Source organism: Flavobacterium noncentrifugens (genome assembly GCF_900100375.1).
Lineage (GTDB): Bacteria > Bacteroidota > Bacteroidia > Flavobacteriales > Flavobacteriaceae > Flavobacterium > Flavobacterium noncentrifugens.
Genome location: NZ_FNEZ01000005.1, coordinates 152,055 through 165,552, shown reverse-complemented (window position 1 = coordinate 165,552; position 13,498 = coordinate 152,055). Strand labels below are relative to the sequence as shown.

Sequence of the window (13,498 nt, the reverse complement as noted above, 5' to 3'; positions counted from 1 at the left end):
AATCGGATTTTAATCCAAATTTACCAAAAACAAATCACTTGCAATTCCGTCTGCGAGAAACTTTCCTTTTTTTGTAGTGGTTAAAATGTTATTTTCGATCGAGAGCAATTCGTCCGACAGGAATTTCTGCGCCTGTTCTAACAAATATCCCAGGTATTTTGCCCCGAATTCACTTTCAATCCGACGCAATGAAACGCCCCAGATCGTTCGCAATCCGGTCATGATGTATTCGTTGTAGCGATCTGTAATCGAAAGGATTTCTGCTTCAGATGGCAAGATGTTTTTTTCGATATTTTTAAGATAAATCAAATTGTTTGCGACGTTCCAGCTTCGAGAAATGCCATCGTAACTGTGCGCCGACGGGCCAATTCCGATGTATTTTTTTCCGAGCCAGTACGCCGAATTGTTCTTTGAAAAGTATTTTTCCTTTGAGAAATTCGACAGTTCATAATGTATGAATCCGTTTTGCTGCAAAGTGTCGACTAAAATCTGGAAATGTTCCTGGGCAACTTCGTCTTTTGGTTCTGCGATTTTTCCGGTTTTAATAAGTTTTTTTAATGCAGTTTTCGGCTCGACCGTTAACGCATAACTCGAAATGTGCGGAATGCCGAAACTCAAAGCCGTTTCAATATTGTACTTCCATTTTTCATTGCTCATTCCGGGAATTCCGTAAATCAGGTCGATGGAAATGTTGTCGAAATATTTTGTGGCTAGAGCCAATGATTTTTTGGCTTCTACTGAAGAATGTGCGCGGTTCATCATCACCAAATCATCTTCAAAAAAGGATTGGATCCCTATACTTAAACGGTTTATTGGAGAATTTGCCAATTCAAAAATTCGCGCTTCGGATAAATCGTCGGGATTGGCTTCGAGCGTAATTTCGGGATTTCCGGAAACTTTGTAATGTTCGTAAACGGCATCAATCAAAAATTGCAATTCGGAATTTGTCAAAACACTTGGCGTTCCGCCGCCGAAATAAATCGTTTCAATTATTTCATTTGATTCAGTTTTGCGTAGCTTCAGTTCATTGGCCAAAGCCAAAATCATCGCTTCTTTATTTCTCATGGAAGTCGAAAAATGGAAGTCGCAGTAATGGCAGGCTTGCTTGCAAAAAGGAATATGGATGTAAATTCCGGACATTTTTAATTAGATAATGTGACAATTAGGAAATTAGATATTGAAAATACGCAATTCCGAAAAATTTTCTAATTGCCTCCTTTTCTATTTGCCTAATTATTTCTTCACGCGTTCTTCATTCTGCTTCACAAATGCATCCCAACCCGAATAACTTTTAGCGCCAACGACTTTTCCCGAGTTGAAAAAGTGGCACACTGCAGCGGCCAAACCATCGGTGCTGTCGAGGTTTTTAGGCAATTCTTTCAAGCCGAGCAATTGTTGAAGCATTTTCGCAACTTGCTCTTTACTGGCATTTCCATTTCCGGTGATGGCCATTTTGATTTTTTTGGGTTCGTATTCGGTAATTGGGATCTGGCGCGATAAACCTGCCGCCATGGCAACGCCTTGTGCGCGCCCGAGCTTTAACATCGACTGGACATTTTTTCCGAAAAACGGTGCTTCAATCGCTATTTCGTCTGGATGGTGCGTTTCTATGAGTTCGATTGTCCGTTCAAAAATGACTTTGAGTTTGGTGTAATGGTCGTCGTATTTGGACAGGATCAATTCGTTTAACTGAAGAAATTCCATGTTTTTATTGACCACTTTGATGAGCCCAAAACCCATAATCGTCGTTCCCGGATCGATTCCCAATATGATGCGCTCGTTTGCCAATTTTAATTTGTTATTTTGCGTGATGTTTCGAATTCCCGACAAAGCTAAGCAATTCCTGATTGTGGCGGTCAAACTTTTGGTCGTGGGCGGCGCTTTTTATTTTATCTACAACCAACTCGCGAACAACGATAAACTCGACTGGGAAAAATTCGCGGAAAAATTCCGGGAAAACTGGTCGCTTTTAGGTATTCTTTTTATTTTATCGCTAAGTGTTTTGAACCGTTTTTTTGAGATTTTAAAGTGGCAAAACCTGGTTTCATATTTGCGTCCGATTTCAATTAAAGAAGCGACAAAACAAGTACTAGCGGCTTTGACGGCTTCTATTTTTACACCAAACGGCATTGGCGAATATGCCGGAAAAGCGTTGTATTTCGAAAAATCGGAAACCAAGAGAATCATTTTCCTGAACCTCATCAACAACGGAATCCAGATGTTGTTGAGCACGATTTTCGGAATTTTCGGATTGTTGTATTTTAATGCGAATCATGAAATCATCAAACCGAAAATAGTTGCAGTTATTTTTGGCGTTTTCGTTATTTTGATTCTTGCTTCTTTCATCTTCAAAGGATTTACAATCAAAGGGTATTCGCTTGAAAAATTCATTCATAAAATCAATCAGGTTTCGAAAAAGATTCACCGTAAAAATATATTTTTAGGCATGTGCCGATACTTATTTTTTTCGCATCAATATTATTTTTTGTTTGTAGCTTTTGATGTGCATTTGCCGTATTTCATCTTGATGTCGGCGATTGCTTCGGTATATTTTCTGGCTTCTTCATTGCCGACTTTTCAGTTTCTGGATTTTGCCGTAAAAGGCAGTGTGGCCGTTTTTTTCTTCGGATTGTTGGGCGTAAACGAATGGATCGTTATTTTTATCAGTACGCTGATGTGGTTCCTAAACGTGGTTTTGCCCGTCGCGATCGGCAGTTATTATGTGTTGAATTTTAAACCATCAAGAGCAGCATGATATTTTTAATAGTACTGATTTTCATCCTGATTTATTACGTAACGGTTTTGCAATTGATTTACGGATTTAAGAAAGTGCCTTTGTTTGTTGCCGAAAAATCAACGCCGGAAATCTTTTTTTCGATCGTCGTTCCGTTTCGGGATGAAGCTGAAAATTTGCCCGAACTGCTCGAAAGTTTTAGAAAACTCGATTATCCGGTAGATTTATTTGAACTCATTTTGATTGATGATTTTTCTAAAGACAATTCCGTGCGGATGGTTTATAACTGGCGGATGGCAAACGGAAGTTACCAGGTGACTTTGCTTGAAAATATTAAAATATCCGGTTCACCAAAAAAAGATGCGATTTCAAGAGCAGTTCCGATTGTAAAAAGCGAATGGATTGTAACGACTGACGCCGATTGCGTAGTCAATGCAAACTGGCTGCGGACTTTAGATGCCTTCATTAGAAATGAAAATGTTGCGATGGTTGCCGGATCGGTTTCGTATATACATCCCAAATCATTTTTGCATCATTTTCAGCAATTGGACTTAACAAGTTTGCAGGGCGCAACGATTGGGAGTTTCGGAATGAACTTAGGCTTTATGTGCAACGGCGCAAATTTCGCTTATACCAAATCCTTGTTCCAGGAACTTGGCGGTTTTGGCGGAAATAATAATTTAGCAAGCGGTGATGACGTTTTTTTACTGCAGAAAGCCGTGGCGAAATTTCCTGAAAAGGTGAAATACTTAAAATCAGAAACCAATATTGTTTTAACTAAACCTGAAAATTCCTGGAAAACGCTTTTTAACCAACGCGTGCGCTGGGCTTCGAAAACCGGGTCTTATCAAAGCGTTTTTGGGAAAGATTTGGCTGTGATTGTTTTTACGGCGAATTTATGCTGTACTATGGCTTTTGCCTTATGCCTTTTTTCTAATTTTTGCTGGCTCGAATTCGGGATTTTATTTTCAATTAAATTTTCAATTGATGCTATTTTGCTTTATAAAACGAACCAATTCCTGACTGGGAAAAGGTTGCGGTTTTTGATTCTGGGAAGTTTGTTTTATCCTTTCTTTTGCGTGGCTGTCGCTTTGTATGCAATGTTTGGGAAATATGAATGGAAAGGCCGAAAGTTTTAGATTTCGGTTTCTTATGGAACCTGATGCCATAGCCGCGATTACTTCACTGACTTTTATTTTAATTTGAGTTCAGTGAATGCTTTGCATTTGCAGCGGAAATCCTTTTTGTGCAATGCAATGGAACAAAAAGATTGCAGCGAAAAGCGGGAAATAGCTGCTGAAAAACTACTGTACGTTTAAAATGACCGGAAGGACGAATTGGGTTTTAACCGGAATGCCGCGTTTGAGCGCCGGATGGATGTCTGGAAAATCGACGAGGCGCGTTTTGATGATGCTGTCGATGGCGGCGTGGTTGTAGGAAAGTGAATCGATGCCCTGGGTTTCAAATTCCATGGTCGCGTTTGGCAACACGGTGACTTTGACGTTGATCGTGTCGAGCTTTGGATAGAGTACGCCAAGCGTGTCGATGTTGAGTTTTTGCTGGATTAGTGCGGTCAGATATTCGAAAAAGCATTGTTTTTTTTGTTCTCTATCGGTGATCGAATCGCAGGAAACGACTGAAGGAAATTCGTCGACTTCGTTCCAGTTGATTGCTTTGAGTTCCTTTTGCAGCAAATCCTGTTCAGACGGAACCTGCTTCGGGAAATATTGGCACGAGCCAAAAAGCAGTGGAAAAAGAAGCAGTATCAGGATTTTTTTTCTCATATTCGTCTTGGGAAGCATGCGGTTTTTAAGCGCCTAAAAATACAATTTTAATTTTCAAAAATAGTAAAAAATACTTTTATGGATGTTGCGCTGCTGATTATTGGGTTTGTGTGTATGATTTTGGGGATTCTGGGCAGTTTTTTGCCGGTTTTGCCTGGGTCTGGACTGAGCTGGCTGGGGATTTTGCTGTTGTATCTGACAAATGCGGTTCCGATGAATTACTGGATTTTGGGGATTACTTTATTAATTGCCGTTGTGATCACGGTTTTGGATTATGTGATTCCGGCTCAGGGAACGAAGCGTTTTGGAGGCAGTTCGTATGGCGTTTGGGGGACGAATATCGGTTTGGTCGTTGGGATTTTTGCACCGGTTCCGTTTGGGTTTATCATTGGGCCGTTTGTGGGCGCTTTTGTGGGTGAGCTTATTTACAATTCTACAGATCATAAGCGTGCGCTGAAGGCAGCAACCGGATCTTTTATTGGGTTTTTGGTTTCGGGTTTTGTGCAGTTTGTGGTGGGCGTGGTTTTTTTGGGGCTGTTTTTTTGGGTTGTTTGGGATTATAAATCGGTACTTTTTTAATCACAATGATTGGTTCAAAACACCTTGAAATTTCTAAGATTTACAATTAATTAGAATGGTCAAATAAATAAAACATAAAAATGTGCTAGAAAAAAAACGGCCTATTCTATTTTTACTTGCAATTATAACTTACTCTTGTGGCTGTGTACAAACTAGCCTTACAGAGGGCGAGCTGCAATGGGTCTCAAGCTATAAAAAAGGCGAGCAGATTGTCTTCAAAAGCGATCGTGGAAATGTTGACACGTTAGTAGTTATTGACAAAATAGAATCTTTTACAAATCCTGATTGCAATCGTTTCGGAGTTGGTAAAACACAGCAAAATTTTGTAACGGTTAAGCTTAAACCAAAGGCTTGCAAAAAACGATCATATTGTGACATTCTAATTGATATTAGAAAAGAAAAAGAGGATGAGGAAGCATATTTATTCCTAAGAGTCTACGGTTTAGAATACGCATTCGGTCATGGCGCAGAAAATGACACATTAAATTTGCAAAAAGAAAAAAAATTCGGCTCTGTTTATTATTTTCAAGAAGGGATTAATTGCAAGGGCTATGGATTAAATCATCCAAAATCTTTTCGCTATAACAAGAATAATGGACTTATATCATATGAGAAAAAAGATGGAGAGCTATTTGAGCTTTATAAAAAAATAGAATAAGACGATAACGAATTTCCAATCCGGATAGTCCGATAGCGCGGATTTGCAATTAGTGACTATAAAAAATTAAACATTAAATAGAAAGTTAAAACCCGCTATCGCGGATTTCCAATCCGTGCTCGAAAAGTTAATCAATACAAAAACTTCAAACCCGCCCTAAAAACAAAAAAGCCATCCACAAAAGTGGAAAGCTTTTCATTGGTCTAACTACTAAACCTGAGGCTTTCGCCTCGAAACAACACAACTATTTTGAATGCTTTCCCTTTAAAAGGGAAAAGCATCAGAGGATACTTTTATTGGGCAAAAAAGGTTTCCATCTCTGAAAACCTTCTCCCAATTTAGCGGTCTGGACGGGACTCGAACCCGCGACCCCATGCGTGACAGGCATGTATTCTAACCAACTGAACTACCAAACCTCTGCTTTATTGCGGTTGCAAATATACTACACATTTTGACATCTGCAAACGTTTCTGTAAAAAATATTCATCCTTTTTTTTGACGCTTATCCAAAGGATTGTTTTTCAACCAAATATGTGGTAATAATTTTTTCGAAATTCTCGCCTACGCTCACCGGAACGTACTTTATTTTGTTCTGCGCACAGGTTAAAGCCAATTTTTTGAAGTACTGCGCGACTTGTTTTTCGTATGCTTCTTTGACATTATCGGCAAAAATGTTCACTTCCTCTCCAGATTCGAGGTCGATGAATTTGCGCGGCGCGTTGTCAAAATCAAAATTGAGTTCGGTTTTATTGTCGATCACGTGGAATAAAACCACTTTGTGCTTGTCGTGTTTTAAATGCTGTAGCGCTGTGAATAAAGCTTCTTCGTTTTCTGACTGAAACATGTCTGTAAAAAGCACGATCATCGAACGGCGGTGCATTTTTTCGGCGATCTGGTGCAGGAATTTGATCGTGTCGGTGCTTTTAGACTGCGTTGGGCTGTCGAGCAGGTTTTCGAGCTTGTTCAAAAGCATCCTATGGTGGCGGTCGCTGCCTTTTTCAGGAGCATAATATTCGTAAGTGTCAGAATACACGCTGAGCCCGGCGGCATCGCGCTGCTTTTTGAGCAGGTTCATCAAAACTGCTGAAGCCAATACTGAAAACCCAATTTTATTATGAAAAAACGGTTCGTTGTTTTCAAGTTTTGGATAATGCATTGACGACGAATTGTCGATAATTAAATGACAACGCAAATTGGTTTCTTCTTCATAGCGTTTGGTGTACAAACGGTCGGTTTTGGCAAACAATTTCCAGTCGATGTGCTTGGTGCTTTCGCCGGAATTGTAAACCTTATGCTCAGCAAATTCGGCTGAGAAACCGTGAAAAGGGCTTTTGTGCATGCCTGAAATGAAACCTTCCACGATTTGGCCCGCAAGCAGTTCGAGGTGCGCAAAACCCGAGATCTTTTCTATTTGTGATTCAATCTTCATAAAACCAAAGATATTGAAAGATTGAATGATTAAAAAATTAAAAGCTTCTTAAAAAACGCACGCTTCTGCCCTAGCCCCGATTGCACGGAAATTCTTTTTGCGAAATGCAATGGAGTAAAAAGATTACCTCACAAAATGATAATTTTTAATTTTGTGTTCGGTCAATTCGCTTCGCTCGGGTGTAGGGAAAGCGGAACAAAAGTTTGTTTTGGAAACCAATGCCTGTGCTTCTGAACAAAAAGCCCGGTTTTCACCAGGCTTGATTGTCAACCAAAATTTACAATCGTTTGTATTCGTAAAGTACGGTTGCGGTACCATTTTCTGTACGCTTTGTTGGATAGCCGTCGGCATTGTATTCGTAAACGAAATTACTTACGCAGGTAGTGCAATATTGGCTGGTTCCAACGTTGTTTGCACTTACATCGGGAAACTGAAATTGCCATGGCATCGAACTTTTTACCGCCGGTTTGCCGTCATAATTGGAGCGGTGAAATGTTCCTTCATAAGTTCCGTTTGGGTTTGCTGCGCTTGTGGCGCTGTAGCTTTCGACCTGGGTTACATTTCCGTTTTCAAAAGTGTAGATTTCTTTCCAGCCTTGATTCGTTGGCGCGTAGTTGTAATTATCGGTCACTTTGCTGCCCGCATAAACAAACTGATGCACGCTGTAAATCGTGCCACTGTTGCTTTGTTCAGTCTTTGTGAGCTTGCCTTCGGCATTGTAGAAATATTTCGTAATTGCGGTTCCGGCAACCATTTCAGACAACAGTCCGGCGGCATCATACGTAAAAGTCAGGTGCGTTTCAGGATTAAAATCATTTGCGGTACGGTCGAATGAAATCATTTTGTTGCTTGAATCGTATGCTATGGTTGTGACCAATCCTTCGGTGACATCGTTGATTTTGGTCAGCAGGTTAGCGTGGGTTTCCGGTTGTTTTTGCGCATTGTCATCATCGCTGCTGCAGGATGAAAATCCGATGAAAAGCAATAGAAGCGCAGTGTAAAATGTTGTTTTCATGATTAGTTTTTGTATAAGTTAAATTCGCCAGAAACGGTTCCGGGCTGATTGAGTTCGCCTTTGTTGTAGACTTCGCTTGGTTGTAATTTGATGTTTTTGAACCTGCATTTGATTTCGTTGCCGTTGGTTTCAAAGGTCATTTTTCACGAAGCTTTGTCTGAACTCCAGTCCATTTGATTGTTTGGGGAAACTTCAGAAAACCCGACATAAATGTCTGTTGCAGGTTTTTTGCCTTCGGTCGTGTAATCGCTTTTTTTGATCGTGTAAGTTTTGCCGTCTTCGGGAAACTGATCGGTATTGAAGCTGATCATAAAAACGCGCGAAGGCACAATTTTATCTTTTACGGCAATGATGAGTTCGCCCATAGTTGTGATGCCGCCGCATTCGCCTTCGATGCTCAGCGATTGCTTGCCGCAGCTGAGTTGTATCTTTCCGCGTCCGCTTTGGGCTGTTGCAGAAGTCTGAGCCGCAATCTCATCAACCTGATTTTCAACGGCATCTTCTTTACAGCTTGTCATGAAAATGGCAACCAGGATTAAAAAAAATAGCTTTTTCATAATTGGGTTTTTAAGTTTAACAGGACAAAGTTTCATCGGAAATACTTCTTAAAAAAGCAGCGATCTACGAGCGGGGCTTTAAATAGACAGACAACTTGTGTTAAATGAAAAAGGCCCGAAAACACCAGCCCATGCAGGAATAATCTGTACTTGTTTTAATTGTAGAACAGCTGCGAGCCTGAAAGCAGTCCGTTTGCGCTGTAAGCGGAACTTCCGTAAGAATCAAAATCCATTGGGAGTTGGTAAAATTGACTGTGTATTTCCTTCAACAACGAGTTTCATAGTCCCTGCGACGTCGTAAAATCATCTGCAAGCATTTGGGTTTGTTGCTTGTTGGCACCATATCCAAAAAAAAGCATCTGTAGTTTCCATTTTCGCCAAGGCATTTCCTTCAGCAGCAGCTGTTCCGCCAAAAGTTGTCGTTCTGGTAATAAACTCCCCGTTTTTATATTCAAAGTACTGTCTTGCGATGCAGGCTACGGTGTTGTTGTCTCCAATGCTACAGGAAATGGCCAATGCATTAAAAAACCGCTAATAGCCGAACAGCATTTTAAAATAGACAGGCGTTTGTAAATGTTAAATTTGTTATATATTTGGGTAAGCGCTTGCCAACATGAAAAAATACAATTGCATCATCATCGACGACGACGAGATTGACAGGCTTACTGTCGTTTCTTTTGCAAAGAAGTTCCAGGAACTGCATATTTTGGGCGTGTTTGCTGATGCAGAAGATGCGGGTCCATTGCTTGGAAAAGAATCTATTGACATTTTATTTCTTGACATCGACATGCCTTCCCTAAATGGCCTGGAATTCAGGAAAATGGCAGCCCATGTTCCTGTTTGTGTTTTTATTACGGCACATCCCGAACATGCGGTAGAAAGCTTCCAGCTCGACACGCTCGATTTTATCGTAAAGCCTGTAAAACTGAACCGCTTCACCCAAACGATGGCGCGCATTAATGATTACATGGAACTGAAACTCAAAGCCCAGCTTTTTGAATCGAGCATCGGCGGCGACGTGATCTACATCAAAGAAGGCCATGAACAAACGAAAGTGAAGCTGCACGATATTTTGTATCTCGAAGCTTTGAAAGATTATACGAAAATCGTAACATCTGCCAAAAGGCATTGTGTATTATCTAATATCGGGACGTTATTAAAAGAAGAAAACTTCAACTCATTCATCCGGATTCACCGAAGTTATGCTGTTCAGAAGCAGTATATCAAAAAAATCCTGACGAATGAAGTACTGCTCAACAACGACATTTTAATCCCGATCGGGCGCAGTTATAAAGAAAACCTGAACACTCTTTTATGAAGAAATGGTACTTGTTCCTTTTGTGGATTCCGTTGTTTTCCTTCGGACAAAAAGAAGGACAGGAACTTATTGATTCGTTGTTGACGGTTTTGCCGAAAATGAAGAACGATTCTACGAAGGTCAAAACCTTAAATGACCTTTCGTACAATTACCAATATATCGATCCCAAATCAGGGCAGAAATATGCGAATGACGCATTAACATTATCCAAAAAAATCCGCTGGAATGACGGAATTGCAGAATCTTACCGCAGCCTCGGCATCAATTATTCTGTAGATTCCGATTTTGAAAAATCATTGCTTTATTATGGAAAAGCGCTCAAATCAACATCCAACAAAAAAATCCTCAGCAAAGTTTTAAGAAGCACCGGACTCATTTATACGTATCAAAGCGATTATAAAAACGCCATGGATTTTGATATGCGCGCCCTCAAAATGAGTGAGGAAGTGGGCGATAAAAAAGGGGTCGCTGCAGTTTTATCGAATATCGGGATTATTTATTATGACCTTCAGAATTATAGAAAAGCGATCGAACATTACGATAAAGCCAGGAAAATTAACGAGGAAATGGGCAATAAAGCCTACTTATCAAACAATCTGGGAAATCTCGCGAATGGATATTCTGCGCTGAAAGAATATGACAAAGCCATCGAATATTATAAAAAAGCAATTGTCATTAATGACGAACTTGGCGACATCGGAAACAAATCGATCAACGTTGGTGCGCTTGGAGGCGTTTATTTTAAGCAGAAAAAGTACGATGAAACTTTGGCATACACGCTTCAATCGCTAAAACTCAGCACCGAAATCAATGACGACAGAAACATGGCGCATGCCGAAGCTTTGATTGGCGAAATTTACTATGAAAAGTCAAAGCAAACTAAGAATGAAAAAGTACGTATTGACTATCTCGAAAAAGCCAAAGGCCAGTTTTACAAGGCCTTGCCGCTAGACATAAAACTTCACAACCTTAAGGAGATTTCAACTGATTACCAATCTTTAGCGAATGTCGAAGCCTTATTAAACAATCACAAACAGGCGTTTGAATTGTTTCAGACTGCGGTTTCTTATAAGGATTCGGTTTTCAATGAAGACAGCAAGGAAACGATCAAAAACCTCGAAGACAAACGTGCGATTGAACTCCGCGACAAAAAAATCCAGCTCAATAAAGTCACTTTAGAATCGAAGGAAAAACAGAAATGGTTTTACATTTTCGGGATTTTGCTGTTTGCGATCATCGGAATTTTATTGTTTTACCAAAGTAAAAACCGCAAGAAATCAAACGAAAAACTACAACTTTTAAATTCTGAACTTGACCAAGCAAATAAAGTCAAAGCGCGTTTTTTCAGCATTTTAAACCACGATTTGCGAAGTCCGGTTTCAAGCCTGATCCAGTTTCTGCATTTGCAAAAAGACAGTCCCGAACTGCTGACCAAAGAAAGCCGCATCCGCATGGAAAACAAAACAATTTCCTCGGCCGAAAACCTGCTTGAATCGATGGAAGATCTACTATTGTGGAGCAAAGGCCAAATGGAAAATTTCACGCCGCAATTTAAAAACACTGCCGTTTCAAGCATTTTTGAAGATTTGGACAGGCATTTTGCTTCTATAGAAAACATCAAAATATATTTTGAAAATCCTGAAAATTTAAGCGTGCATACCGATGAGAATTACCTTAAAACCATTTTGCGTAACCTTACCGGAAATGCGATCAAAGCGCTTGAAAAAACACCAAACGCTACAATTATATTAAAAGCTTTCAGACAAGACAACCAGAATTTTATTTTGGTTTCAGACAATGGTCCGGGCGGTACACAGCAGCAATTCCGGGCGCTTTACGACGAAAAAGAAGTTGTCGGCATCAAAACCGGCCTCGGATTGCACCTCATCCGCGACCTTGCAAAAGCGATCAATTCGAAGATCACAGTTGACACCAATCCCGGAAACGGCACCATTTTCACCATTTTAATTCCATAAAAAAAGGCCTGACTTTCGTCAAACCTTCCTTTATTTTGATGCAATCGAATGATTACAATAATGCGTCCAATGAATCAGCGTAAGTCTGTTTTGGAGCCACGCCAACCTGTCTTCCGACTACTTCACCATTTTTAAACACCAATACGGTCGGAATATTTCTCACGCCATATTTTGCTGCGAATTCCTGGTTTGCGTCTACATCGACTTTCCCGATGACCGCTTTTCCGGCATATTCTTCGCTGATCTGGTCAATGATCGGCCCCACCATACGGCAAGGTCCGCACCATGCAGCCCAAAAATCCACCATCACGGGTTTATCTGATTTCAATACGAGTTCCTCAAAAGTCGCATCGGTTATTGCTTGTGCCATAATTATGTTCTTTAAGTTTTAAGACACAAATTTACGGATAAAAAGTTAAAATTTAAGTTAAGAAAATTGGTTTTGGCTATGAATGTATTTTTTTAAATGATTTGAAGCTGTTTCCTGCTGTCCGCTATATCTTTTGTTCCGCTGCGCTACACAAAAGGATGCCGCTTCCCATCAGGGCTAGAATAAAATACCTGACAGCCACTGGCTGCCCTCCTTTTAATTTCAAATCATCAGGGCTATGGTATTCCGAATCGATTGATGCCAATCTTAAATCCTTAATCTATTGTACGTTCGAAATTCTTCCTGTCTTTCAAATTAGGCGTAAAAACACGTGGATCTGTAGCAATATAATCTTTCCGTTCTTGGTTAATCACAGTTGAAGCAAGTCTTTCCACAATAAATTCCAGCTTCTGTTTTAAGGTTAGATGCTCAAGTGGAAAATAAAAAGCGATTTCACCTTCTTTGCCAAAGCCTTTACTATAATAAGGTTTGGCGTTGGCATTTTTTTCTTTTTCAAAAGCCACAACAAATTCTGCAATTCCGGGATTGTTGTCCCAAAGCAAATCGCGTGGACAGCAAATCGAGCCGTAATTTTCGGTATGAAATACTTTAATTTGTTTTGAATAATAATATTCAGGCTTGATAAGTTTCAATTCTGGCTGCTTGTAATCGATTGCAAAACTGTCAATTTTCGCAACATTATCGGCATTGCGCTTCACATGAAAATATTTGAATCTTATTATTGGCCTTAAATGCCTTTCAGGTTCTTTATTATTGGATTCGGAGATTTTTCTATAATAATCCCAATCGCGTGAAATGACAAAAAACTCTTTTATATGAGAAAAAAAATCCCTTGAATTGCAAAGTACCGCATTTGGAAGTTCCGGATTGTTATTCAGGAAACTGATTTTTACAATATTTTCCGGAACTACAACATCAACCAGAAAATCTTTTCCAAAATGCGCGGTATTTTCTTTATCGATCGCTATGGCTTTTTCAAAAACGCTGTCTTTGAATGTTTGTGCACTCAAAATCAGTCCAGAAAAAAAAATCAACAATGACAGTTTCAATTTCATGC

15 protein-coding genes and 1 tRNA gene are annotated in these 13,498 nt (G+C 39.9%); 6 read left to right on the top strand and 10 right to left on the bottom strand.

Features of this window, described 5'->3' with window-relative positions:
* Positions 1-9: 9 nt before the first annotated feature.
* Together hemW and ruvC are read right to left on the bottom strand one after the other, a co-directional pair.
* Positions 10-1,140: a radical SAM family heme chaperone HemW gene (gene hemW, locus BLS32_RS14410; RefSeq protein WP_091397365.1), complete on the bottom strand. Its 1,131-nt coding sequence runs from the start codon at positions 1,138-1,140 to the stop codon at positions 10-12.
* Positions 1,141-1,233: 93 nt separating this feature from the next.
* Positions 1,234-1,788 (bottom strand): crossover junction endodeoxyribonuclease RuvC, encoded by a 555-nt coding sequence (gene ruvC, locus BLS32_RS14405; RefSeq protein WP_091397362.1) that lies wholly within the window; start codon positions 1,786-1,788, stop codon positions 1,234-1,236.
* Positions 1,789-1,810: 22 nt separating this feature from the next.
* Here ruvC and BLS32_RS14400 point away from each other — a divergent pair, with 22 nt between their 5' ends.
* Both BLS32_RS14400 and BLS32_RS14395 read left to right on the top strand, forming a co-directional pair.
* The gene (locus BLS32_RS14400; protein ID WP_091397359.1) at positions 1,811-2,755 is read left to right on the top strand and encodes a lysylphosphatidylglycerol synthase transmembrane domain-containing protein; all 945 of its coding nucleotides are present in this window, start codon (positions 1,811-1,813) and stop codon (positions 2,753-2,755) included.
* The gene (locus tag BLS32_RS14395) at positions 2,752-3,873 is read left to right on the top strand and encodes a glycosyltransferase family 2 protein (protein ID WP_091397357.1); all 1,122 of its coding nucleotides are present in this window, start codon (positions 2,752-2,754) and stop codon (positions 3,871-3,873) included. The genes BLS32_RS14400 and BLS32_RS14395 overlap by 4 nt, the downstream gene beginning before the upstream one ends.
* 165 nt (positions 3,874-4,038) lie before the next feature.
* On the opposite strand, the gene BLS32_RS14390 is transcribed toward BLS32_RS14395, so the two are convergent.
* On the bottom strand, positions 4,039-4,518 hold the full coding sequence (locus BLS32_RS14390) for a hypothetical protein (protein ID WP_091397355.1): 480 nt from the start codon (positions 4,516-4,518) through the stop codon (positions 4,039-4,041).
* 78 nt (positions 4,519-4,596) lie between these two features.
* On the opposite strand from BLS32_RS14390, the gene BLS32_RS14385 reads away from it, so the two are divergent.
* Both BLS32_RS14385 and BLS32_RS14380 read left to right on the top strand, forming a co-directional pair.
* Positions 4,597-5,097: a DUF456 domain-containing protein gene (locus tag BLS32_RS14385; RefSeq protein ID WP_091397352.1), complete on the top strand. Its 501-nt coding sequence runs from the start codon at positions 4,597-4,599 to the stop codon at positions 5,095-5,097.
* An 82-nt stretch (positions 5,098-5,179) separates the two neighbouring features.
* Complete coding sequence (locus BLS32_RS14380) at positions 5,180-5,755, top strand: hypothetical protein (RefSeq protein ID WP_091397351.1); 576 nt, start codon at positions 5,180-5,182, stop codon at positions 5,753-5,755.
* A gap of 342 nt (positions 5,756-6,097) precedes the next feature.
* Here BLS32_RS14380 and BLS32_RS14375 read toward each other — a convergent pair.
* The 5 genes from BLS32_RS14375 to BLS32_RS14360 all read right to left on the bottom strand — a co-directional run bounded on the left by BLS32_RS14375 (position 6,098) and on the right by BLS32_RS14360 (position 8,756).
* Positions 6,098-6,171, bottom strand: a tRNA-Asp gene (locus tag BLS32_RS14375).
* A gap of 86 nt (positions 6,172-6,257) precedes the next feature.
* Complete coding sequence (locus tag BLS32_RS14370) at positions 6,258-7,184, bottom strand: DUF58 domain-containing protein (RefSeq protein WP_091397348.1); 927 nt, start codon at positions 7,182-7,184, stop codon at positions 6,258-6,260.
* A gap of 277 nt (positions 7,185-7,461) precedes the next feature.
* The gene (locus BLS32_RS14365; RefSeq protein WP_091397345.1) at positions 7,462-8,199 is read right to left on the bottom strand and encodes a hypothetical protein; all 738 of its coding nucleotides are present in this window, start codon (positions 8,197-8,199) and stop codon (positions 7,462-7,464) included.
* A gap of 2 nt (positions 8,200-8,201) precedes the next feature.
* Positions 8,202-8,339: a hypothetical protein gene (locus BLS32_RS18545; RefSeq protein WP_170227573.1), complete on the bottom strand. Its 138-nt coding sequence runs from the start codon at positions 8,337-8,339 to the stop codon at positions 8,202-8,204.
* A 3-nt stretch (positions 8,340-8,342) separates the two neighbouring features.
* Positions 8,343-8,756, bottom strand: coding sequence for a hypothetical protein (locus BLS32_RS14360; protein WP_091397343.1), 414 nt, complete (start codon positions 8,754-8,756; stop codon positions 8,343-8,345).
* Positions 8,757-9,369: 613 nt separating this feature from the next.
* Here BLS32_RS14360 and BLS32_RS14350 point away from each other — a divergent pair.
* Together BLS32_RS14350 and BLS32_RS14345 are read left to right on the top strand one after the other, a co-directional pair.
* The gene (locus tag BLS32_RS14350) at positions 9,370-10,074 is read left to right on the top strand and encodes a LytR/AlgR family response regulator transcription factor (protein WP_091397337.1); all 705 of its coding nucleotides are present in this window, start codon (positions 9,370-9,372) and stop codon (positions 10,072-10,074) included.
* Positions 10,071-12,050, top strand: a complete 1,980-nt coding sequence (locus tag BLS32_RS14345; RefSeq protein ID WP_091397334.1) for a tetratricopeptide repeat-containing sensor histidine kinase — start codon at positions 10,071-10,073, stop codon at positions 12,048-12,050. The genes BLS32_RS14350 and BLS32_RS14345 overlap by 4 nt, the downstream gene beginning before the upstream one ends.
* Positions 12,051-12,102: 52 nt before the next feature.
* Here the strand turns inward: BLS32_RS14345 and trxA are convergent, their stop codons facing one another.
* Together trxA and BLS32_RS14335 are read right to left on the bottom strand one after the other, a co-directional pair.
* Positions 12,103-12,420 (bottom strand): thioredoxin, encoded by a 318-nt coding sequence (trxA, locus tag BLS32_RS14340; protein WP_091397331.1) that lies wholly within the window; start codon positions 12,418-12,420, stop codon positions 12,103-12,105.
* Positions 12,421-12,695: 275 nt separating this feature from the next.
* Entirely contained in the window at positions 12,696-13,496 is an 801-nt protein-coding gene (locus BLS32_RS14335; protein WP_091397329.1) for a hypothetical protein, read from the bottom strand.
* Between the last annotated feature and the right edge of the window lie 2 nt (positions 13,497-13,498).

Excerpts from the sequence above, each read along its gene's own strand:
- BLS32_RS14345 (WP_091397334.1), top strand. The coding sequence starts at position 10,071 with ATGAAGAAATGGTACTTGTTCCTTTTGTGGATTCCGTTGTTTTCCTTC.
- BLS32_RS14390 (WP_091397355.1), bottom strand. The coding sequence starts at position 4,518 with ATGAGAAAAAAAATCCTGATACTGCTTCTTTTTCCACTGCTTTTTGGC.
- BLS32_RS14335 (WP_091397329.1), bottom strand. The coding sequence starts at position 13,496 with ATGAAATTGAAACTGTCATTGTTGATTTTTTTTTCTGGACTGATTTTG.
- trxA (WP_091397331.1), bottom strand. The coding sequence starts at position 12,420 with ATGGCACAAGCAATAACCGATGCGACTTTTGAGGAACTCGTATTGAAA.
- BLS32_RS14370 (WP_091397348.1), bottom strand. The coding sequence starts at position 7,184 with ATGAAGATTGAATCACAAATAGAAAAGATCTCGGGTTTTGCGCACCTC.
- BLS32_RS18545 (WP_170227573.1), bottom strand. The coding sequence starts at position 8,339 with ATGACCTTTGAAACCAACGGCAACGAAATCAAATGCAGGTTCAAAAAC.
- hemW (WP_091397365.1), bottom strand. The coding sequence starts at position 1,140 with ATGTCCGGAATTTACATCCATATTCCTTTTTGCAAGCAAGCCTGCCAT.
- BLS32_RS14385 (WP_091397352.1), top strand. The coding sequence starts at position 4,597 with ATGGATGTTGCGCTGCTGATTATTGGGTTTGTGTGTATGATTTTGGGG.
- BLS32_RS14360 (WP_091397343.1), bottom strand. The coding sequence starts at position 8,756 with ATGAAAAAGCTATTTTTTTTAATCCTGGTTGCCATTTTCATGACAAGC.
- BLS32_RS14395 (WP_091397357.1), top strand. The coding sequence starts at position 2,752 with ATGATATTTTTAATAGTACTGATTTTCATCCTGATTTATTACGTAACG.
- BLS32_RS14350 (WP_091397337.1), top strand. The coding sequence starts at position 9,370 with ATGAAAAAATACAATTGCATCATCATCGACGACGACGAGATTGACAGG.
- BLS32_RS14400 (WP_091397359.1), top strand. The coding sequence starts at position 1,811 with ATGTTTCGAATTCCCGACAAAGCTAAGCAATTCCTGATTGTGGCGGTC.
- BLS32_RS14365 (WP_091397345.1), bottom strand. The coding sequence starts at position 8,199 with ATGAAAACAACATTTTACACTGCGCTTCTATTGCTTTTCATCGGATTT.